The following is a 22,605-nucleotide window of genomic DNA, read 5'->3' as shown; positions in this document are numbered from 1 at the left end:
GCGTCCGCAGGGCGTCAAATGGGCGTGCCGCTGGCTCATAACGCCGGAATTTGCCGGCGAATCGAGCTGCCATCGTCGCTTCGATCCGCATCGCGAAACTCAACGTGCCTCAGTCAGCTCGGACACGCAGGCGGACTGGGTTTTGCAGACCTTCCCTAGGAGAGGGCACATTTTTTTTGCTGCAGCGCAGCAATTGTGCGAGTATGAAAAAGTGGCCAGGCCGCACGGCACAAAGCCATTTCATAGGGAGTTCACAACCATGTTTTTCAACCATTTCTCGGTGGGCCGCAAGCTATGGGCCCTGGTTCTGGGACTGACGCTGGCGCTGCTGGTCCTGATGGGGGGGCTGCTGTCGCACCTGCTCGATCTCAACGACGAGGCCGCACACGCCGCCCAGCTCAGCGAAGAGCGCATTACCCTCGCCGTGCGCTGGCGGGGCATGGTGGCGCTGGATGTGCACCGCATCGTGGTCCAGATGGGCACCAGCGACACCGCACTGGCCGAGCGCCTGCTGAAGGAATCGAACACCCAGGCCATCACCGAGCTGCAAAGCAAGGTCACCGCACTGGTGAGCTCCACCGAGGGCAAGGCGCAGCTCGACCGCATTGGCGCCGCGCGCAGCCAGGCGCTGGAGGTGATCCGGCAGGCTGCGGCCTTGCGCAGCCAGGGCGATGTCTCTGCCGCCACGGCACTGGTCAACGACAAGCTGCAACCGCTGGTGACGGCCTATGTCGGCGAACTGGACAACTTCATCCAGCTGCAGGAGCGCCGCCGCGACGAAGCCGCCCAGCGCACCCAGGCACAGCGCCAGCGCGCGCTCTGGATCAGTCTGGCGGTGTGCGTCGTGGTCGTGCTGGGCGCCCTGGCGCTGTCCGGCTGGCTGGTGAACTCCCTCACCGAGCCGCTGCAACGCGCCGTGGGCCTGGCGGAAGCCATCCAGGACGGCGACCTGACCCAGGACGTGCACGATGACCGCGGCGACGAGCTCGGCCACCTGCTGCGCGCGCTCTCGGCCATGGGTGCCAAGCTGCGCACCGTGGTCGGTGAAGTACGCATGGGCGTGGAGTCGGTCTCCGCCGCGGCCGGCCAGATCGCCACGGGCAACCACGACCTGTCGGCCCGCGCCGAGCAGACCGCCGCCAACCTGGAGGAAACCGCCGCCAGCATGGAAGAACTCACGGCTACGGTGACGCAATCGGCCGACACCGCACGCCAGGCCAACCAGCTCGCGGCCCAGGCGGCCCAGGCAGCGCAGCACGGCGGTGAGGTGGTGGGGCAGGTGGTGGTGAGCATGGAACACATCACCGAATCGAGCCGCAAGATCGGCGACATCATCGGCGTGATCGATGGCATCGCCTTCCAGACCAACATCCTGGCGCTCAACGCCGCCGTCGAAGCGGCGCGCGCCGGCGAGCAGGGCCGGGGCTTCGCCGTGGTGGCGGGTGAGGTGCGTACCCTGGCGCAGCGCAGCGCAGCGCCGAGGCGGCGAAAGAGATCAAGGGCCTCATCACCACCAGCGTGCAGAACGTCGAGCAGGGCTCGCACCAGGTCGGCCAGGCTGGTCAAAGCATGGGCGAGATCGTCGAAAGCGTGCGCCGCGTGAGCGACCTGATCGGCGAGATCACCGCCTCCACCACCGAGCAGCGCGACGGCATCGGCCAGGTCAACCAGGCGGTGGCCAACCTCGACCAGATGACGCAGCAAAACGCCGCCCTGGTGGAGCAGGCCAGCGCCGCTGCAGCCTCCATGAGCGAGCAGGCCCAGCGCCTGGCGCAGGTGGTGTCGGTGTTCAACGTCGGGGCTTACGCCAGCCAGGCCGCCGCGCCCGCCCGCAGCAATGCGCGCCCGGCGCATGCGCCCGCGCCACGCCCGGTGGCAGCCAAGCCGGCCCACAAGCCCCTGCCCAAGCCCGCCACCAAGGCGGCGCCCGCCCCGGCGGCGACGCGCATTGCCGCACCGGCGAAGCCAGCAACGCCCGCCGCGGACAAGGACGACTGGGAAAGCTTCTGATCAGCCCCGCGCCAGCACCGGCGCCAGCGCAACGCCGGTGTGGGTGCCCAGGCGCACCACGTCTTCGGGCGTGGCCGCTGCCACGATGCGTCCGCCGCCGTTGCCGCCCTCGGGGCCGAGGTCGATGATCCAGTCGGCCTCGGCGATCACGTCCAGGTCGTGCTCAATCACCACCACACTGTGGCCGCCATCAACCAGGCGGTGCAGCACGTGGATGAGCTTGTGCACGTCGGCCATGTGCAGGCCCACGGTGGGCTCGTCCAGCACATAGAGCGTGTGCGGCGCCTTCTGGCCCCGGCGGCCGACGTCGTCGCGCACCTTGGTCAGCTCCGTCACGAGCTTGATGCGCTGCGCCTCGCCGCCGCTGAGCGTGGGGCTGGGCTGGCCCAGGGTGAGGTAGCCCAGGCCTACGTCTTTCAGCAGCTGCAGCGGGTGCGCAATGCTGGGCATGCTGGCGAAGAATCCCACGGCTTCGTCCACCTCCATCTGCAGCACGTCGCCAATGCTCTTGCCGCGCCAGGTAACGGCCAGCGTCTCGGGATTGAAGCGCGCGCCGTGGCAGACCTCGCAGGGCACTTTCACATCGGGCAGGAAGCTCATTTCGATGGTGCGCACGCCCTGGCCTTCGCAGGCGGGGCAGCGGCCTTCGCCCGTGTTGAACGAGAAGCGCCCTGCCGCGTAGCCGCGCGCCTTGGCTTCCAGCGTTTCGGCAAACAGCTTGCGGATGGTGTCCCAAAAGCCAATGTAGGTGGCCGGGCAGCTGCGCGGCGTCTTGCCGATGGGGGTTTGGTCCACCTCCAGCACGCGGTCGATGGTTTCAAAGCCCGACAGGCCGGTGCAGCCGGCCAGCGGCGGCGCCTGGCCGGCGTCCATGGCGTCGCGCCCGGCCTTGGTGGCGCGCTGCTGCACCCAGGCCTGCACGTTGGCCAGCATGACGTCGCGCGCCAGCGTGGACTTGCCCGAGCCGCTGACGCCGGTGACCGCTACCAGGCGCCCCAGCGGCACGCGCGCCGTCACGTTCTGCAGGTTGTGCAGGTGCGCGCCGTGTACGGTCAGCCAGGCCAGCGGCGCTTCACTTTCTGTAGCTGCTGGCGCTTTACCCTTGGGCTTTTCAGATAATTTTTCATCTGAAACTGAATTCTGCAAAGCGCTGGCAGCTCCTATTTCAGGAGCACTGGATGGCACGGCGCGTCGCGGCTGCAGCGGGTGGCGCAGCGCATGCAGCAGGTAGCGGCCGGTTTGCGACTCGGCGGCGGCCTGCACGTCGGCCACGCTGCCCTGGGCAATCAGGCGCCCGCCGCGTTTGCCCGCGCTGGGGCCAATGTCGATGATGTGGTCGGCGCGGCGGATGGTGTCTTCGTCGTGCTCCACCACCACCAGGGTGTTGCCCTTGTCGCCCAGCTTGTGCAGGGCGTTGAGCAGGATCTGGTTGTCGCGCGCGTGCAGGCCGATGGTGGGCTCGTCGAGCACGTAGCACACGCCCTGCAGGTTGCTGCCCAGCTGCGCCGCCAGGCGGATGCGCTGCGCCTCGCCGCCACTGAGCGTGGGCGCGCCCCGGTCGAGCGTGAGGTAGGACAGGCCCACCTCTTCCAGGAACTCCAGCCGGCTCTGGATTTCGGGCAGCAGGTCGCGCGCGATGTCGCGCTCGCGCTGCGCCAGCGTGCCGGGCTGCTGCAGGCTGGCGATCCAGGCACGCAGCGCGCTCACCGAGAGCTGGGCCACCTCAGTGATGGTGCGCCCGGCAAAGCGCACGGCGCGCGCCGTGGCGTTCAGGCGCGTGCCCTGGCAGGTGGGGCAGGCGGCGTCGGCCAGGTCGTCCACCTCGGGTTCGGCAAAAGTGTGCTCGCGGCCTTTGTCCTTGTCGCTGGGCAACGAATCGTCGAGCAGCTTGCGCTGCTCCTTGGTCAGCTTGACACCCGTGCCCACGCAGTCGGGGCACCAGCCGTGCTTGCTGTTGTACGAGAACAGGCGCGGGTCCAGCTCGGCATAGCTGGTGGCGCACACCGGGCAGGCACGCGAGGTGGAAAACACCTGCAGCCGCCCGATGCCGGCCGTGGACTGCCCCTGCTCCAGTGCGTCTTGCAAACCCTGCAGGCTGCTGAGCACATGCACCACGCCCTTACCCAGCTCCAGCGCCTGGGCCAGCTTGCTGCGCAGCAGCGCCTCCTGCGCGGGGGCCATGTCAAGGCTGAACACGGGCAGCTCAATGGTGTGCTCCTTGAAGCGGTCCAGGCGCGGAAAGCCGGTGGTGGGGACGAACTCGCCGTCCACGCGCAGATGCGTGTAGCCGCGCGGGCGCGCCCAGTCGGCCAGCTCGGTATAGACGCCCTTGCGGTGCATGACCAGCGGCGCCAACAGCCCGATGTGCTGCCCGCGGTAGGCTGTGAGCAGCTGCGCGGCAATGCTGTCCATGGTTTGCGGCTGCACGGCCGCGCCGTCGTGCACGCAGTGCTGCACGCCCAGCTTGACGTAGAGCAGGCGCAGGAAGTGCCAGACCTCGGTGGTGGTGCCCACCGTGCTCTTGCGCCCGCCGCGCGACAGGCGCTGCTCGATGGCTACCGTGGGCGGGATGCCGTACACGGCATCGACCTCGGGCCGCCCGGCCGGCTGCACGATGGAACGGGCGTAGGCGTTGAGCGACTCCAGGTAGCGGCGCTGGCCTTCGTTGAACAAAATATCGAACGCCAGCGTGGACTTGCCCGAGCCAGAGACGCCGGTGATGACGTTGAACTTGCCGCGCGGAATGGCCACGTTCAGGTGCTGCAGGTTGTGCTCCTTGGCGTTGACGATTTCAATAACGTTTTTGGCCTCCAACCCTTTACCATCAAGCGCAACCAGCTTCTTTTTCGATAGCACAGCGGGCGCTTCGTGCACCGCGTGGCCGCCCAGGCCCAGGGCCTGCTCGTAGTCGCGCAGCGCCTGCGCGGTGTGCGAGCGCGGGTGCTGGCGCACCTCCTCCGGCGGGCCCTCGGCCACCAGCTGGCCACCGGCGTCGCCGCCCTCGGGGCCGAGGTCGATGAGCCAGTCGCTGGCACGGATCACGTCGAGGTTGTGCTCAATGACGATGAGCGAGTGCCCGGCGTCCAGCAGCTTGCGCAGTGCGCGCATGAGCTTGGCGATGTCGTCAAAGTGCAGGCCGGTGGTGGGCTCGTCGAACAAAAACAGCGTGCCCTTGCGCGCCAGCGGCTGGCGCGACTTGGCCTGGCTGCGCGCCGCCTCGGCCAGGAAGCCAGCGAGCTTGAGGCGCTGCGCCTCGCCGCCCGAGAGCGTGGGCACGGGCTGGCCGAGCTTGACGTACTCCAGCCCTACGTCCTGGATGGGCTGCAGCGCGCGCACCACCTCGCGGTCGGCGGCAAACAGCTGCACGGCTTCGCTCACCGTGAGGTCGAGCACATCGGCCACGTTGAGCGAACGCCCCCCGCGCTCAATGCGCACCTCCAGGATTTCGGGGCGGTAGCGCTTGCCATCGCAGTCGGGGCAGCGCAGGTACACGTCGGAGAGGAACTGCATCTCCACGTGCTCGAAGCCCGAGCCGCCGCAGGTGGGGCAGCGCCCGTCGCCCGCGTTGAAGCTGAACTTGGCCCCGGTGTAGCCGCGCTCGCGCGCCAGCGGTGCGGTGGCAAACAGCTCGCGGACCGCGTCCCAGGCGCCGACGTAGCTCACCGGGTTGGAGCGCGCGGTCTTGCCGATGGGCGACTGGTCCACGAACACGGCATCGCTCAGGTGGTCGGCGCCCAGCAGGCGGTCGTGCGCGCCCGGCGCTTCGGTGGCTTTGCCAAAGTGGCGCAGCAGCGCGGGTGCCAGGATGTCCTGCACCAGCGTGGACTTGCCCGAGCCCGACACGCCGGTGACGGTAACCAGGCGATGCAGCGGAAACTCCACACTCACGTCGCGCAGGTTGTGCTGGCGCGCGCCCTCCAGCACCAGGCGCGGGGTGGACGCGGTGACCATGCGCTTGAGGCCGCTGCCAATCTGCCGCTGCCCGCCCAGGTACTGGCCGGTCAGGGTGTCGGCACGGCGCAGCTGCGCCACCGTGCCGTCGAACACGATCTGGCCGCCGCGCTCGCCGGGCTGCGGGCCCATGTCGATCACGCGGTCGGCGCACAGCATCACGGCCGGGTCGTGCTCCACCACCACCAGGGTGTTGCCGGCATCGCGCAGGCGCAGCATGGCCTGGTTGATGCGGTCCATGTCGCGCGGGTGCAGGCCGATGCTGGGCTCGTCGAGCACGAACAGCGTGTTCACCAGCGAGGTGCCCAGCGCCGTGGTGAGGTTGATGCGCTGCACCTCGCCGCCCGAGAGGGTGCGGCTTTGCCGGTCCAGCGTGAGGTAGCCAATGCCCACGTCGCACAGGTACTGCAGGCGCGTGGCAATTTCGGTGTGCAGCAGCTGCAGCGCCTGGGCCGTGCCGTCCTGCAAGGGCTTTTCGGCTCCAGCGCCCGCCCCACCTGCGTTAGCAGCTATCACATCAGGAGCAAGCCGGGCGAAGAAGCGACGCAGCCGCTCCAGCGGCAGCAGCATCAGGTCGTGCAGGCACAGGCCGGGCAGCGCTTCGAGCTGCGCGCGCGTCCAGGCCACGCCCTGGGGCATGCAGCGCTGTTCCGGGGGCAGCACGGCATCGGCATCTTCGCGGGTGCCAATACGCCACAGCAGGCTCTCGGTCTTCAGGCGCGCGCCGCCGCAGGCCGGGCACGGCGTGTAGCTGCGGTACTTGGACAGCAGCACGCGGATGTGCATCTTGTAGGCCTTGCTCTCCAGGTAGTCGAAGAAGCGCTGGATGCCGTACCACTGCTTGTTCCAGTTGCCTGCCTTGAAGTCGGGCGTGCCGCCAATCACCCACTGCTGCTGCGCCGGCGTGAGCTTGTACCAGGGCGTGTCGCGCGGAATGCCGGCGCTCTCGGCGTGGCGCATGAGGTCGTCCTGCACCTCGGCCCAGGCCGGGGTCTGGATGGCCTTGATGGCCCCGGCACGCAGGGTCAGCCGGTCGTTGGGGATCACCAAGCCCCAGTCCACGCCGATGACACGCCCGAAGCCCCGGCAGGTGTCGCACGCGCCCACGGCCGAGTTGAACGAGAACATTGACGGAATCGGCTCGGCGTAGCGCAGATCGCTGTCGGGGCAATGCAGGCCGGTGGAAAAGCGCCACAGGTCCCAGGCCTCCTCGCCCTGCTGGCAGTACACGGCCAGGCGCCCGCTGCCGCGCTTGAGCGCCACTTCGATGGCCTCCACAGCGCGCGCGCGCTCCACGTTGCCCAGGCGAAAGCGGTCGGCCACCACGTCGAGCAGCTTTTTGCCCTCGTGTTCGCGCTCGGCCTGGATCTTGGTGAAACCGCTGGCCGAGAGCCACTGCGCCATCTGCTCGGGCGTGGTGTTGGCGGGTAGCTCCACAGGGAAAGTGAGCACGATGCGCGGGTCGCCCAGGGCGGCGCAGCGCGCCCCCAGTTCAGCGTAGATGCTGGCGGGCGAGTCGTGGCGCACCGGCTGGGCAGTCTGCCGGTCAAACAGCTGGCCAGCGCGGGCGAACCAGAGCTTGAGGTGGTCGTTCAGCTCGGTCATGGTGCCCACGGTGGAGCGCGAGCTGCGCACCGGGTTGGTCTGGTCGATGGCAATGGCGGGGGGCACGCCTTCGACCTTGTCCACGGCGGGCTTGTCCATGCGGTCGAGAAACTGGCGCGCATACGCGCTGAAGGTTTCCACGTAGCGGCGCTGGCCTTCGGCGTACAGGGTGTCGAACACCAGGCTGGACTTGCCCGAGCCGCTGACACCCGTGACCACCGTCAGCTCCCCGGTGCGGATGTCGAGGTTGAGGTTCTTGAGGTTGTGCTGGCGAGCGCCGTGGATGCGGATCAGGCCCTGGGGTGGCTGGTTCATGGACGGTATCGATGAGGCGTGGGGCGGAACATTCTAGGCCGGCCACCAGCAACCTGGCAGGCGTCCCGGTTTGCCACTGGCCAGGGCACCCCCACAAAAAAGCCCGCACGCGGCGGGCTCGGTCCAGTGGCAGCAGCGCCCACAGGCGCCGCCCGTTATGGCGCACTGGCGGCGGAGGCAGGTACGGCCGCGGGCGCGGTGTCCGGCACATGCATGGCTTCCGCGCCATGCTTCTCGCCACCCATGTCCACCTTGTCGCCGGCCTTCATGATGACGAACAGCGACAACGCCGCGAACAGAATGAAACCGACAGCGATCTTCCACATGGTTTGTCTCCTTGTTATGTACCCAAAGGGCAAAAAAAAGCCCCACACCGCAAGGTGTGGGGCTCGGTGCTTTTAAGCACGCGGCACTGACGCTAGCCAGCGCACCGCCATGCTTAGAAGTTGTGGCGCACGCCCACCGCGAACGAGCTGAAGTCGTCGCCAGCCTGTTTCACGTTGATGTCGCTGCCGGCGCTGTTGTTCACGCGAGTGTAGTAGCCGTACACCTTGGTGCGCTTGCTCAGGTTGTAGTTGTAGCCCAGGGTCCACTGCGTGGCGGCGCTGTCAGCCACGTTGCTCCACTTGTTGGCGTGGCCCAGGTTCACGTGGAACTCGGAAGCACCCATGGTGTACATACCCGCCAGGCGGAAGTTGTTGCGGGTGCCGGCGCCACCAGGAACCAGCAGCTGGTTGTCGTCCTTGTTGCGCTGGTAGTAGCCGCCGACCGTGAACTGGCCGAAGGTGTAGGCAGCGCGCAGGCCCAGTTGGTAGTTGCTGTTCACATAGCTGTAGCCAGCGCCCAGGGCCAGAGCGCCCAGGTTGTAGTTGGCAGCCAGGTCAAAGCCGTTCTTCTCAGGCAATTTACCTACAACCGTGTTGCCATCGTACAGATCACCCTTCTCATGCAGGCTGACTGCAGCATCGATCACCAGGCCACCCAGGCTCGGCGAACGGTAGCCCACCTTGTTCTTCGAGCCCAGGCCGCCGAACCACACCGGGTCGTAGTACAGCGCGTCGGAAGAAGAACCGGTGTCGTGGTTGTGCATGCTCACGAAGTCAGCGGTAGCGTAGTAAGACTCGGGCATGAAGTTGCCCAGGCGCACCATGCCGAAACCGCCAGACAGGTTCACTTCGCTTTGACGGCCGAAGTTGATGCCCGTGCCAGAAGCCAGGCCAGGCCAGCCCGTGCCAGCGCCGGTGTCAGAGGCAAAACCTGCTTCCAGCTGGAAGCCGGCCTTCAGGCCACCGCCCAGGTCTTCCACGCCCTTGAAGCCGATGCGGGAAGCGTTGTTGAACATACCGGTGGTGGTGACGTCGCCGGCCTTTTGGCGCTCAACGCTGGTGTTGACGCGGCCGTACAGCGTGACGCTGCTTTGTGCCATGACGGAAGTGGCGCCAACAGTAGCCAGCAGGGCCAGCAGCAGATGGTTCTTTTGCATGTGATTTCCTTGAATGCTTGTATTCATCGATAAGGTGTAGGGGCAGGGCTGGCAGGGGTCTCCGGACAACACACATGCAACTACTGCCGAAATTTTAGGCGCTTGGCCCGGCGATCCGGGCCAAGCGGCTCCAAAGTGATGCGCATCTGCAACATTTCACGCGCAAATTCGGCGAATCCGCGCAGGCTGTCATGCAGAAGACGCATTCCTCAAAACACCGAGAACGGCGCCTCAGTCGTTCGCGTAGATGTCCACGTCCTTGGTCTCACGCAGGAACAGCGTGCCGATCACCACGGTGATACCCGCGATGATGATCGGGTACCACAGGCCGTTGTACATGTTGCCGGTCTGCGCCACGATGGCAAACGAGGTGGTTGGCAACAGGCCGCCAAACCAGCCGTTGCCGATGTGGTAGGGCAAGCTCATCGAGGTGTAGCGGATGCGCGTGGGGAACATTTCCACCAGCATGGCGGCGATGGGGCCGTACACCATGGTCACCAGGATGACCAGGTAGGTCAGGATGACGATCATCATCACCTTGTTCATTTTCGCGGGATCGGCCTTGGCGGGGTAGCCGTCGGCCTTCAGCGTTTCCGCCACGGCCTTCTTGAATTCGGCGTCCTTGGCCTTGGCCTCTTCTGCCGAAATGCCCTTGGAGGTGTAGCTGGGAATAGTGTGGCTGCCGATCTTGATCACCGCCGGCGTACCGGCCGGTGCCACTTCGTTGTCATAGCTCACCGAGCTGGCGGCCAGCACCTGCTTGGCCACGTCGCAAGAGCTGGTGAACTTGGCGGTGCCGGTGGGGTTGAACTGGAACGAGCATTCCGCCGGGTCGGCGACAACGACGACCTTGTTCTTGGCCTGCGCGGCGGCCAGGTCGGGGTTGGCAGCCTCGGTCAGCGCCTTGAACACGGGGAAGTAGGTCACGATGGCCAGCGCGCAGCCCAGCATGATGATGGGCTTGCGGCCGATCTTGTCGGACAGCGAACCGAAGACCAGAAAGAACGGCGTGCCCAGCACCAGAGCGCCAGCGATCATCAGGTTGGCCGTCACGGCATCCACCTTGAGCTGCTGCGTCAGGAAGAACAGCGCATAGAACTGGCCGGTGTACCAGACCACGGCCTGCCCGGCGGTCAGGCCGAACAGGGCGAGCAGCACGATCTTCAGGTTCTTCCACTGGCCGAAGGATTCGGACAGCGGCGCCTTCGAGGTCTTGCCCTCCGCCTTCATCTTCTGGAAGGCGGGCGACTCGGACAGCTGCATGCGAATCCACACCGAAATGCCCAGCAGCAGGATGGACACCAGGAACGGGATGCGCCAGCCCCAGTCGTTGAACACGGCCTCGCCCATGACGGTGCGCGTGCCCAGGATGACCAGCAGCGACAGGAACAGGCCCAGCGTAGCCGTGGTCTGGATCCAGGCGGTGTAGGCGCCGCGCTTGCCGTGCGGTGCGTGCTCAGCCACATAGGTGGCGGCACCGCCGTACTCGCCGCCCAGCGCCAGGCCCTGCAACAGGCGCAGGATGATGAGGATGATGGGCGCGGCCACGCCGATGCTGGCGTAGTTGGGCAGGATGCCGACGATGAACGTCGAGATGCCCATGATGAGGATGGTCACCAGGAAGGTGTACTTGCGCCCGATCATGTCGCCCAGGCGGCCGAATACCAGTGCGCCGAAGGGCCGCACGATGAACCCTGCCGCGAAAGCCAGCAGCGCGAAGATGAACCCCGAGGTTGGATCCAGCCCTGCGAAGAACTGTTTGGCGATGATGGCCGCCAGAGATCCGTACAGATAGAAGTCGTACCACTCGAACACTGTGCCGAGCGAGGACGCAAGAATCACTTTGCGTTCTTCGGGGGTCATGGGGCGCGCAGCCACCTTCCCCGCGCCTTGAGCCGCGTTGATAGCCATTGCTTTGTCTCCTGTATTTATGAAATCGCAGGCTTTTTTTGCTGCCTGCAAAACCACTATCAGGCGCTCGACTGACGCCGTACTGACGCATTGCTTACACAACCTGACGCCCTGCTGAACCGAGACTTACAACCCCCACGGTAACCCTTATCAGGCGTTTTTTGATGTGAAAAACAGACCTAAATCACACCAAAAGCCGCGAAATTGCTGCGATGCAGCGCGTAAGCAAGCGGTCAGTACGGGTTCGCAGAATCCGCCCGTTTGCACAAGGCCGCATGCCTTGCGCGGCACTATCCACCTAGAGGAGACAAACATGAGTGACCCGGTAGTTGAAAAGATTCAACGCCATCCGAAGTACCAGGAGCTGCGCGCCCGACGTACCCCGCTGGGGGTCGTGCTGAGCATCCTGATGCTGGTCGTGTACTACGGCTACATCGGCCTGATCGCCTTCGACAAGCCCTTCCTGGCCAAGCCCATTGGCGCGGGCGTGACCTCGCTCGGCATCCCCATCGGCATGGGCGTGATCCTGTTCACCATCGCCATCACGGTGTACTACGTGCACGTCGCCAACAGCAAGTTCGACGCACTGACCGAACAAATCATGAAGGACGTCACGAAATGAGCGGCTCCAAGACTCTCGCCAGCGCAGCGCTGGCACTTGCCGGCCTCGGCGCCATGGCGGCTGCGCATGCCGCCGGTGGCGACGTGGGCCAGGCAGCCAAGCAGTCCACCAACTGGACGGCCATCGTCATGTTCGGCCTGTTCGTCGCCGGCACCCTGTGGATCACCAAGTGGGCCGCCGCCAAGACACGCTCGGCAGCGGACTTCTACACCGCCGGCGGCGGCATCACCGGCTTCCAGAACGGCCTGGCCATCGCGGGCGACTACATGTCGGCTGCTTCGTTCCTGGGCATTTCCGCAGCGGTGATGGCTTCGGGCTATGACGGCCTGATCTACTCCATCGGCTTCCTGGTGGGCTGGCCCATCATCACCTTCCTGATGGCCGACCGCCTGCGCAACCTGGGCAAGTTCACCTTCGCTGACGTGGTGGGCTACCGCTTCGAGCAGCCCCCGATCCGCATGTTCGCGGCCTCGGGTACGCTGATCGTGGTGGCGTTCTACCTGATCGCGCAGATGGTTGGCGCCGGCCAGCTCATCAAGCTGCTGTTCGGCCTGGAGTACTGGATGGCCGTGGTCATCGTCGGCGCGCTGATGATGGTGTACGTGCTCTTCGGCGGCATGACGGCCACCACCTGGGTGCAGATCATCAAGGCCTGCCTGCTGCTCGCTGGCGTAACGTTCATGGGCTTCATGGTGATGGCGCAGTACGGCTTTAGCCCCGAGGCGCTGTTCGCCAAGGGTGTCGAAGTGCGCTCGCAAATCGCTGCCAACGCAGGCAAGACGCCCGAAGAAGCGGCCAAGGCAGGTCTGTCCATCATGGGCCCCGGTGGCTTCATCAAGGACCCAATCTCGGCCATCTCCTTCGGCATGGCGCTGATGTTCGGCACCGCCGGCCTGCCGCACATTCTGATGCGCTTCTTCACCGTGCCCAACGCCAAGGAAGCACGCAAGTCGGTGGGCTGGGCCACGGTGTGGATCGGCTACTTCTACATCCTGATCTTCATCATCGGCTTCGGCGCGATCACCCTGGTGCTCACCAACCCCGAAATGTCCGACACGGTCAAGGGCGTGATCAAGGGCGGCGCAGGCACGGCCAACATGGCCGCGGTGCTGGTGGCCAAGAGCGTGGGCGGCGACATTTTCTACGGCTTCATCTCGGCCGTGGCTTTCGCCACCATCCTGGCCGTGGTGGCTGGCCTGACGCTGTCGGGCGCCTCCGCCGTGTCGCACGACCTGTACGCCACCGTGATCAAGAAGGGCAAGGCCGACAACGCCGCTGAACTGAAGGTGTCGCGTGTCACCACGCTGGCGCTGGGTGTGGTGGCGGTGGTTCTGGGTATCGCCTTCGAGAAGCAGAACATCGCCTTCATGGTGTCCCTGGCATTCGCCGTGGCGGCATCGGCCAACTTCCCGCCGCTGATCCTGTCCATCCTGTGGAAGGGCTGCACCACGCGCGGCGCAGTGATTGGCGGCTTCATGGGCCTGATCTCCTCGGTGGGCCTGACCATCGTGTCGCCCTCGGTGTGGGAAGCCACGCTGGGCAACCCCGCCGGCTCGGCGCTGTTCCCCTACTCCTCGCCGGCCCTGTTCTCGATGATCGCTGGCTTCGTGGGTGTGTGGCTGTTCTCCCTTACGGACAGCAGCGCACGCGCCGCCAAGGAGCGTGAGGCCTTCGCAGCGCAGCAAGTGCGCTCGGAAACCGGCCTGGGTGCCGCAGGGGCCTCGGGCCACTGAGCGCGGAGCATCCGCCACGCAAAAAAGGGGCCTCGGCCCCTTTTTTCTCTTCAAGCAAAAAATGCCTCTAGCCCTTACAGGGTAAGCGCTGCAAGCTCTTATTTTGTGAGCATCGGTGCAACGCGCAGCGGGATCGTCACCGGCCCATCGTTGACCAGGTGCACCTGCATGTCGGCCGCGAACACGCCTGTAGCGACCTGTGGGTGCGCAGCACGCGCCTGGGCCACGAAATGCTCGTACAGCCTGCGTCCCTCGGCCGGGGCCGCCGCCTGGGTGAAGCTGGGCCGGTTGCCGCCCGAGGTATCGGCCGCCAGGGTGAACTGGCTCACGATCAACAGGCCGCCGCCCACATCCTGCACGCTGCGGTTCATCTTGCCAGCCGCGTCGCTGAAAACACGCAGCTTCAGCAGCTTGGCGAGCAGCTTGTCCGCCTCCGCCTCGCCATCGCCCTGCTCGGCACACACCAGCGCCAGCAGGCCAGGGCCAATCTCGCCAACCACGGCGCCCGCAACCTCCACGCGCGCCTGGCACACGCGCTGCAGCAGGGCCATCATGCGGACCTGCCTTGTGCTTCGGACTGCTCGAACACCGTCTCCGCTCCCACGGGCAACAGCTCGATGGTGGCATGCAGGCCGGGCACGGTGTCCATCAGTTCAGACTCGACCGCAGCACGCGCCTGCGCCGCGCGGCCCAGCGTCCAGCCTGCGGGCACATGCATGTGCAACTGCACATAGCTGCGCATGCCGGCACGGCGCGACACCAGGCTGTCGAAACGCACCACATCGGCGCTGGCCTGGCTGTGGCGCAGCAGCACGGCCTCGATCTGATCGATCAACTCCTGTTCCACCGCCTCGTCCATCAGCCCCTGGGCGGCACGCCACACCAACGCGCCACCCTCGTACAGGATGTTCAGCGCCACGCCGATGCCCACGAGCGGATCGAGCCACAGCCAGCCCGTGGCCTGGGCGGCTATCAGCCCAATGACCACCCCGACAGACGTCCAGACGTCGGTTACCAGATGGCGCGCATCCCCCTCCAGGGCCACTGCGCGGTGGCGCCGCGCAGTACGAAACATGGCCAAGGCCAGCAGCCCGTTGAGCCCGGTACTCAGCATGGACAGCGCCATGCCCCAGCCGAGCTGCTCCAGCGGCTGCGGATGCAACAGGCGCTGCACCGAGGCCCAGACAATCGCCATGCTCGCACCCACGATGAGGATGCCCTCGAAGCCTGAGGAGAAATACTCCGCCTTGTGGTGACCATAGGGATGCTCGACGTCGGCCGGGCGCTCGGCCACCGTGACCATGGCCAGCGCAAACATCGCCCCCGCCAGGTTGACGAAGGCCTCCAGGGCATCGGACAGCAACCCGACCGACCCGGTGACCCACCAGGCCAGCGTCTTGAGCACGATCGTGAGCAGTGCCACCACGACGGACACGCGCAGCAGGCGGCGTGGCGTCATCCAGGCACCCATGGAAGCGGGGATGAATACAGACACAGGACAAACAACCGGCGAAAGAACAGTGCCCGATTACAACAGATGCCCCTCACACCAGGGACAGTACGGCAACGAACACCCCCGTGTGCAAAAGCACACCGCCCCCCGCCGCCACGGCGTAGTGCCAGCCACCGCTGGCCCAGGCCACGGCACATTTGCTCAGCGCATGCACCGACAGCGCCGCCGCCAGCGCCCCTTGCAGCCCGGGCCCCGCAGCGTCCTGCGGGCGCCCCTGCACCAGCACCGCGGCTACAGCCGCATGCACGTCAGCCAAGGCCGCCAGCAGCGTACCAGCGAGCAAGCCCGCCTCCCCCCACCACAGCCTCAAGGCGTAAACCAGCACCTGGATGCCCGTAAGCAGCACCGCAATCAGCAGAGCGTCACGCAGCCGGAACATGGGCGCGTCCTGCTCCGGCGCGGCCCATGCCACCGGACCTGCTGCCCGGGTGCGCAGCAGCGCCCAGCCCCACAGTGCCGCCGCAAGCGCTCCGGCCAGCGCGGGCGCCCACAGGCGGCCCAGCCACTGCGGCTGGACCGTGGCAGCCACCGCCAGAATCTGCACCATGGTGGCCACGCACGACAGCGCCGCAGCACCGCCCTGGCGCCGCGCGGGCTCTCGACCCTCGCGCACCGCCACACCCAGGCTGGCAATCGTGGCCGTGCTCGACACGAAGCCCGAGGCCAGCGCTGAGAGCACCAAGGCATGGCGCGCGGCCAGCAGCCGCCGCCCCAGATGCGCCAGCGACTGGATCAGCAGCAGCACAAGCACCAGCCGCACCACCACCTGCGGATTCAGCACCTCACCCCACAGAGGCCGGTGCGGCGCCAGCGGCAGCACAAGCAACGCCAGCGCCGCCAGCACCAGTGCACCGCGCACCTCGGCAGGGCGCAGCCAGTCGCGGGCGAAACGGTGCAGTGCATCGCGCGCAGCCAGCAGCCCTGTGGTCACCACCGCCAATGCCGCACCAAAGGGCAGGCTGTGGGCACACACCACACCGATCACATAGGCAAGCCACAGGGCGACCTCAGTGGTCACGCCCGGATCACCAGAGCGGTCTCGCACATACGCGGCCACGGCCAGCGCCGCCACCAAGGCCGCACCCACTGCCACCAGCGCCATGCCCCCCCACAGGGCTGCCGCCGCGCCACCCAGCGCGGTGAGCGCAAAGGTGCGCACGCCGGCGAAGGCCCGGAACGGCCCCCTGCCCTTGCGCCGCTCGCGCTCGATGCCCATCAGCAAGCCGCTACCGAGCGCACCTGCCAGCACTGCGGCGGCCGACGTGATTTCACCCATGGTTTCCATCACCACATTGAAACATGGCAGAAGCGCCGCCAGGCATATTGGCGCCCCAGGGCCCCGCCCTGGCGGTGCCCATCTCAGCACTTTCACCCAGTCACACGCCGCAACGGATCGGCTATAACCGATACAAAGATTGCGTAACACATGCCGGATCACCCCACCACACAGAATCAGGACGGCCTGGAGGCCCGTGACAGCGGGTCGCTGCTGCGTGTGATCGCCGATGCGATACCGGCCAGCATGGCGTACTTCGAAGCGGAGACCCTGCGCTGCCGCTTCGCCAATGAGCGCTACGCCCGCGCCACCGGCCACACAACGGCCTCCATTCTCGGCCTGACGGCACGCGAAACCATTGGCGAGGACGTGTGGCAAAGCATCCAGCCGCACGTGGAGCGCTGCACCAGCGGCCAGCCGGTGCGCCACACCCGGCCACACCGCGATGCCGAAGGGTCGCAGCGCATGCTGGAAGTGCACCTGATTCCGCACCTCCAGGGTGGCAAGCAGTTCGGCACCTTCGTGCTGATCAACGACATCACGCACCACTGGCAGGCCGAGCGGGCGGTGCGCGACAGCGAGGAGCGCATGCGCAAGTTCAGCGCAGCGACGGAAGAGGCCATCGTCTTTCACCGCGACGGCTACATCACCGACGGCAACGAGGCGCTGGAGCGTCTGTGCGGCTACCCGTTGTCCGAAGTGCTGGGAACGATGGTCTTTGACTACATCTGCCCGGAGCACCGTGCCACCGCCATCGCGTACACCCGCGCCCAACGCGAAGACCCCTACGAGGTCAGCATGCTGCACCGCGACGGCCACGCCATTCCCATTGAGGTGGTGGGCAAGACCATGCCCATCGACGGGCAGGAGTACCGCATCGTGGTCGCGCGCGACATCACGCTGCGCAAGCAGGCGCAGGAGCACATGGCCTTCATCGCGCTGCACGACCCGCTGACCCAATTGCCCAACCGCCGCTACCTGATGGAGCAGCTAGAGAATACCCTGGCACGCCTGCGGCGCCAGCACGGGCATGCGGCGCTGCTGTTCATCAACCTGGACCACTTCAAGACCGTCAACGATTCCCTGGGCCACCACACGGGCGACACCCTGCTGTGCGAGATGGCGGCGCGCCTGAAAGCCAGCGTGCGCACCTGCGACCTGGTCGCACGCCTGGGAAGCGATGAATTCGTCGTGCTGCTGCCTGACCTGTCCGAAGCACACGATGCCGCCGCCGTGGCCGACAAGCTGCTTGCGGCCATGGGCGCGCCCTGCATGGTGGGCGGCCTGCCGATCACGCTGTCACCCTCCATTGGCATCAGCCGCTACCCCGAGGACAGCACGGACGCCGAGGAGCTGCTGCGCCACGCTGACCTGGCCATGCACCACGCCAAGGACAGCGGCCGCGCCAACCGACAGTTCTACCAGCACAGCATGGACGGCCGTGCCCCGCTGGAGGAGCTGCAGCTCGAGCGGCTGCTGCGCGATGCCATCCAGCGCCACGCTTTCACCCTGCACTACCAGCCGCAGGTGTGGCTGGACGACGGCCGCCTGGCCGGATTCGAGGCCCTGGTGCGCTGGCAGCACCCCGAGCGCGGCATCGTGGCGCCCGACGAATTCATTCCGTTCGCCGAGGCGCGTGGCCTCATCACCCCCATAGGCCGCTGGGTGCTGCACGAAGCCTGCCGCCAGCTCAAGGCATGGCACGACGCGGGCCTGCCGCAGGTGCCGGTGGCCGTGAACCTCTCGGCCCTGGAACTACGCCAGCGCGACGTTGTGGCCGACATCCGGCAGGTGCTTGACGCCACGGGGCTGGCGCCCAGGTTCCTGGAAATCGAGATCACCGAAACCGTGCTCATGCAGCAGGGCACATCCGCCGCCAGCATGCTCGCGGCCCTGCGCGCGCTGGGGGTGCGCGTGTCCATCGACGACTTCGGCACCGGCTATTCCTCGCTGGCCTACCTGAAGCGCTACCCCATCGACAAGCTGAAGATCGACCGCTCCTTCGTCACCGACACGCCGGGCAGCAGCGACGACGTGGCCATCGTCACCGCCATCATCCAGATGGGGCACAGCCTGCAGCTCCAGGTGGTCGCCGAAGGCATGGAGACTGCCGAGCAGCAGCACATGCTGCGCGCGCTGGGCTGCGACCTTGCCCAGGGGTGGCAACTGTCGCGCCCCCTGGCCGCAGACCAGATCCCCGGCTGGTGGCAGCGCTGGCGGCAGGCCGCCGGCTGACGTCACAACGGCCGTGGACAATAGCGCCATGGCCCTTACCACCACCTTCACCGCTCCCACCCAGCACAGCGACCCGGCCGAGGCGCTGGCGCAAATCCAGCGCATCTACCAGCAGCAGATCGAGCACCTGCGCAGCGCCATGCAGCGCTTCGTGCAGGGAGAAACGCCTGCCCAGCCCGTGCGCGCCTTCTACCCCTGCGTGCGCGTGCACACCAGCACCGTGGCGCGCGCCGCCACCGCGCTGGCCTACGGCTTTGTCGAGGGGCCGGGGCACTACGAAACCACCCTCACGCGGCCCGACCTGTTCGCCTCCTACTATCTGGAGCAGCTGCGTCTGCTGCGCGCCAACCACGGCGTGGTACTGGAAGTCGGCACCAGCAACCAACCCATTCCGATCCACTTTTCGTTCGCTGAGCACGACCACGTCGAGGGCCAGCTCACGCCCGAGCGCCGCATGCTGATGCGCGACCTGTTCGACCTGCCCGATCTCTCGGCCATGGACGACGGCATTGCCAACGGCACCTGGAGTGCCGCACCCGGGCAGGCGCAGCCGCTGTCGCTGTTCACCGCCCCGCGCGTGGACTATTCGCTGCACCGCCTGCGCCACTACACGGGCACGCTGCCCGAGTGGTTCCAGAACTTCGTGCTGTTCACCAACTACCAGTTTTACATCGACGAGTTCGTGCGCCTGGGCCATGCGGAAATGGCCCGCCCCGAAAGCGAGTACATCGCCTTCGTCGAGCCCGGCAACGTGGTCACCCGCCGCACCGGCCTGCCAGCGCAGCCCAGCGACGCCCTGGGCGCACCGCCGCCGCGCCTGCCGCAAATGCCGGCCTACCACCTGGTGCGTGCCGACGGCAGCGGCATCACCATGGTCAACATCGGCGTGGGCCCGGCCAACGCCAAAACCATCACCGACCACATCGCCGTGCTGCGCCCGCACGCCTGGCTGATGCTGGGCCACTGCGCCGGTCTGCGCAATAGCCAGCAGCTGGGCGACTACGTGCTAGCCCACGCCTATGTGCGCGAAGACCATGTGCTTGACGAAGAGCTGCCGCTGTGGGTGCCGATTCCCGCGCTGGCCGAGATCCAGGTGGCGCTGGAGCAGGCCGTGGCCGACGTCACGCAGATGGGCCGCGACGAACTCAAGCGCATCATGCGCACCGGCACCGTGGCCAGCACCGACAACCGCAACTGGGAACTGCTGCCGGACAACCTGCCCCAGCGCCGCTTCAGCCAGAGCCGCGCCGTGGCGCTGGACATGGAAAGCGCAACCATCGCCGCCAACGGGTTCCGTTTCCGCGTGCCCTACGGCACCCTGCTGTGCGTGAGCGACAAGCCGCTGCACGGCGAGATCAAGCTGCCCGGCATGGCCAACCATTTCTACCGCGAGCGCGTGGACCAGCACCTGCGTATCGGCATGCGCGCGATCGCCATCCTGCGCGCCGGCGGTGTGCAGCGCCTGCACAGCCGCAAGCTGCGCAGCTTCGCCGAAGTCGCGTTCCAGTAATTTTTGGGATAAAAAAGGGCTCCAGCGCTTGCCCAGCAAGCGCTGACAGCTCCTATTTTTGATCCAAAAAGTTCTTCAGCATGGCGTGGCCATGCTCGGTGAGGATGCTCTCGGGGTGGAACTGCACGCCTTCAATGGGCAACGTACGGTGGCGCACCCCCATGATCTCGCCGTCCTCGGTCCAGGCAGTGATCTCCAGCGCCTCGGGGCAGCTCGCGCGCTCGATGGCCAGCGAGTGGTAGCGGTTCACCGTGAACTGCGCCGGCAACCCCGCGAACACGCCCTGCTGCGTGGTGGTGATGACGCTGGTCTTGCCGTGCATGAGCTGCTGCGCCCGGACGATCTTGCCGCCGAAGGCCGCGCCAATGCTTTGGTGCCCCAGGCACACGCCCAAAATCGGCAGCTTGCCGGCAAAGTGCTGGATGGCCGCCACCGAAATGCCGGCTTCGGCCGGCGAGCAGGGGCCGGGCGAAATCACCAGCCGATCGGGCGCGCGCGCGGCAATGCCTTCCAGGGTGATCTCGTCGTTGCGGAACACCTCCACCTGCGCGCCCAGTTCGCCAAAGTACTGGACGATGTTGAAGGTGAAGCTGTCGTAGTTATCGACCATCAAGAGCTTCATGGCTGGCCCTCCGGCGTGCGCAGGCGCGCGAACTCGCGGTGTTCGTAGGCAATGTAGGCCTCCATCATGCTGCGGTAGATGGCCTCGATCACGTCGGGCTGCCCACCCTCCTGGACGGCACGGGCGCGTACGCGCGCCACGATGGCCTCGATGCGCTCTTCATCGCGCACCTGGCTGTCGCTCTGCTTGATGCGCGCGGCCTGGGTCATGTAGCCGCCGCGCGTGACCAGCAGGGGCACGAGTACGTCGTCCAGCGCATCGATGTAGCGGCGCACGTCCTCCATGGTGGTGCAATGCTGCGTGTGTTCAATGGCGCGGGTCATTCCAGTCCTTCCTCTACCAGTTCCGCCGCGCGCAGCAGGGCGCGGGCCTTGTGTTCGGTTTCCTTCCATTCCAGCTCAGGCACGGAGTCGGCCACCACGCCGGCAGCGGCCTGCACGTACAGCGTGCCGTCTTTGATCACCGCCGTGCGAATGGCAATGGCGACGTCCATGTCCCCGGCGTAGCTCAGGTAGCCGCAGGCACCGCCGTACAGGCCCCGCTTGGTGGGTTCGAGCTGGTCGATCAGTTCCATGGCATGCACCTTGGGCGCACCGGTGAGCGTGCCCGCCGGAAAGGTGGCCTTGAGCACGTCCATGCTGCTCATGCCGTCGTGCAGGATGCCTTCGACGTTGCTGACGATGTGCATCACGTGGCTGTAGCGCTCGACCACGAAGGCCTCAGTCACCTTCACCGAGCCGGTCTTGGCGATGCGGCCGATGTCGTTGCGCGCCAGGTCGATCAGCATCACGTGCTCGGCACGCTCCTTCGGGTCGTTCACCAGCTCCACCTCGGCCGCTTTGTCCTTCTCGGGCGTGGCGCCGCGCGGACGCGTGCCGGCCAGCGGACGGATGGTGACCTTGGTGCCTTCTTCGGTCAGCTCCTGGCGCACCAGGATCTCCGGGCTCGCCCCCACCACATGGAAGTCGCCAAAGTGGTAGTAGTACATGTAGGGCGACGGGTTGAGCGAGCGCAGCGCACGGTACAACGACAGCGGGCTCTCGGTGTAGCGCTTGTGGATGCGCTGGCCCACCTGCACCTGCATGAAGTCGCCGGCGGCAATCAGCTCCTTGGCGCGCTCCACGGCCGCCAGGTAGTCGGCCTTGGCGAAGCTGCGCTGCGCCGGATGGCTCTCGCTCGGCTTGACCACGGGCGCGCTGACCGAGTACTTGAGCTGCTCCTTGAGTTCGCGCAGGCGCTTCTTGCCCTTGGCATAGGCCTCAGGCTCGGCTGGATTGGCGTAGACGATGAGGTACAGCTTGCCCGACAGGTTGTCGATGACGGCCAGCTCCTCGCATTGCAGCAGCAGGATGTCGGGGCAGCCCAGCGCATCCGGCGGGCAGGTGGCTTCCAGCTTCTTTTCGATGTAGCGCACCGCGTCGTAGCCGAAGTAGCCCGCCAGGCCGCCGCAAAAGCGCGGCAGGCCGGGGCGCAGTGCCACCTTGAAGCGCTTTTGGTAGGCGGCGATGAAGTCCAGCGGATTGCCGCTGGCCGTTTCCACCACCACACCGTCGGTGACGACCTCCGTCTTGGCGTCCGCGCCAAAGCCGCTGGCGCGCAGCAGCGTGCGCGCCGGCAGGCCGATGAAGCTGTAGCGACCGAAGCGCTCGCCACCCACCACGGATTCGAGCAGGAAGCTGTGCTTGCCGCCGCCCTGCGAATGGGCCAGCTTCAGATACAGGGACAGGGGTGTTTCAAGATCCGCGAAGGCCTCGGCCATCAGCGGAATGCGGTTATAGCCTTGGGCCGCCAGGCTCTTGAATTCGAGTTCGGTGATCAC

General features: G+C 66.6%; 14 protein-coding genes and 1 pseudogene. 5 read left to right on the top strand and 10 right to left on the bottom strand.

What is annotated here, in order from left to right:
- Positions 1 to 259 precede the first annotated feature (259 nt).
- Positions 260 to 2,010: pseudogene (locus tag BN2503_RS21300) on the top strand (methyl-accepting chemotaxis protein).
- Here BN2503_RS21300 and uvrA read toward each other — a convergent pair.
- The 4 genes from uvrA to BN2503_RS08320 form a co-directional block, all read right to left on the bottom strand.
- Positions 2,011 to 7,881: an excinuclease ABC subunit UvrA gene (uvrA, locus tag BN2503_RS08330; RefSeq protein WP_054256190.1), complete on the bottom strand. Its 5,871-nt coding sequence runs from the start codon at positions 7,879 to 7,881 to the stop codon at positions 2,011 to 2,013.
- Between the two features lie 155 nt (positions 7,882 to 8,036).
- Complete coding sequence (locus BN2503_RS20685; RefSeq protein WP_175537941.1) at positions 8,037 to 8,207, bottom strand: hypothetical protein; 171 nt, start codon at positions 8,205 to 8,207, stop codon at positions 8,037 to 8,039.
- Positions 8,208 to 8,320: 113 nt separating this feature from the next.
- Entirely contained in the window at positions 8,321 to 9,364 is a 1,044-nt protein-coding gene (locus BN2503_RS08325) for a porin (protein ID WP_054256189.1), read from the bottom strand.
- 231 nt (positions 9,365 to 9,595) lie between these two features.
- Positions 9,596 to 11,275: an MFS transporter gene (locus BN2503_RS08320; protein WP_054256188.1), complete on the bottom strand. Its 1,680-nt coding sequence runs from the start codon at positions 11,273 to 11,275 to the stop codon at positions 9,596 to 9,598.
- Between the two features lie 313 nt (positions 11,276 to 11,588).
- Here BN2503_RS08320 and BN2503_RS08315 point away from each other — a divergent pair, with 313 nt between their 5' ends.
- Positions 11,589 to 11,897 (top strand): DUF485 domain-containing protein, encoded by a 309-nt coding sequence (locus BN2503_RS08315; RefSeq protein ID WP_054256187.1) that lies wholly within the window; start codon positions 11,589 to 11,591, stop codon positions 11,895 to 11,897.
- Entirely contained in the window at positions 11,894 to 13,630 is a 1,737-nt protein-coding gene (locus BN2503_RS08310) for a cation acetate symporter (RefSeq protein ID WP_054256186.1), read from the top strand. The genes BN2503_RS08315 and BN2503_RS08310 overlap by 4 nt, the downstream gene beginning before the upstream one ends.
- A gap of 98 nt (positions 13,631 to 13,728) precedes the next feature.
- Here the strand turns inward: BN2503_RS08310 and dtd are convergent, their stop codons facing one another.
- The 3 genes from dtd to BN2503_RS21235 form a co-directional block, all read right to left on the bottom strand.
- Entirely contained in the window at positions 13,729 to 14,184 is a 456-nt protein-coding gene (gene dtd / locus BN2503_RS08305; RefSeq protein ID WP_054256185.1) for a D-aminoacyl-tRNA deacylase, read from the bottom strand.
- Complete coding sequence (locus BN2503_RS08300; RefSeq protein ID WP_054256184.1) at positions 14,181 to 15,101, bottom strand: cation diffusion facilitator family transporter; 921 nt, start codon at positions 15,099 to 15,101, stop codon at positions 14,181 to 14,183. The genes dtd and BN2503_RS08300 overlap by 4 nt, the downstream gene beginning before the upstream one ends.
- A 73-nt stretch (positions 15,102 to 15,174) precedes the next feature.
- Entirely contained in the window at positions 15,175 to 16,419 is a 1,245-nt protein-coding gene (locus BN2503_RS21235; RefSeq protein WP_267887046.1) for a DUF4010 domain-containing protein, read from the bottom strand.
- A 150-nt stretch (positions 16,420 to 16,569) separates the two neighbouring features.
- Between BN2503_RS21235 and BN2503_RS08290 the strand changes: the two genes are divergently transcribed.
- Positions 16,570 to 18,654, top strand: coding sequence for a putative bifunctional diguanylate cyclase/phosphodiesterase (locus BN2503_RS08290; RefSeq protein WP_054256182.1), 2,085 nt, complete (start codon positions 16,570 to 16,572; stop codon positions 18,652 to 18,654).
- A gap of 28 nt (positions 18,655 to 18,682) precedes the next feature.
- Entirely contained in the window at positions 18,683 to 20,164 is a 1,482-nt protein-coding gene (locus BN2503_RS08285; RefSeq protein WP_054256196.1) for an AMP nucleosidase, read from the top strand.
- Between the two features lie 52 nt (positions 20,165 to 20,216).
- Here the strand turns inward: BN2503_RS08285 and BN2503_RS08280 are convergent, their stop codons facing one another.
- Genes BN2503_RS08280 through trpE form a run of 3 tightly spaced genes read right to left on the bottom strand, consistent with a single transcriptional unit; the run spans position 20,217 to position 22,605 of the window.
- On the bottom strand, positions 20,217 to 20,786 hold the full coding sequence (locus BN2503_RS08280; protein WP_054256181.1) for an aminodeoxychorismate/anthranilate synthase component II: 570 nt from the start codon (positions 20,784 to 20,786) through the stop codon (positions 20,217 to 20,219).
- Entirely contained in the window at positions 20,783 to 21,109 is a 327-nt protein-coding gene (locus BN2503_RS08275; protein WP_054256180.1) for a chorismate mutase, read from the bottom strand. Before BN2503_RS08275 ends, BN2503_RS08280 begins: the two co-directional genes overlap by 4 nt.
- Positions 21,106 to 22,605 (bottom strand): anthranilate synthase component I, encoded by a 1,500-nt coding sequence (gene trpE, locus BN2503_RS08270; RefSeq protein ID WP_054256179.1) that lies wholly within the window; start codon positions 22,603 to 22,605, stop codon positions 21,106 to 21,108. Before trpE ends, BN2503_RS08275 begins: the two co-directional genes overlap by 4 nt.

Origin of the sequence: Paenacidovorax caeni (assembly GCF_001298675.1) — a bacterium.
Classification (GTDB): Bacteria; Pseudomonadota; Gammaproteobacteria; order Burkholderiales; family Burkholderiaceae_C; genus Paenacidovorax; species Paenacidovorax caeni.
The sequence above is the reverse complement of the archived record's forward strand: the minus strand, read 5'-3'. Positions and strand labels throughout refer to the sequence as shown.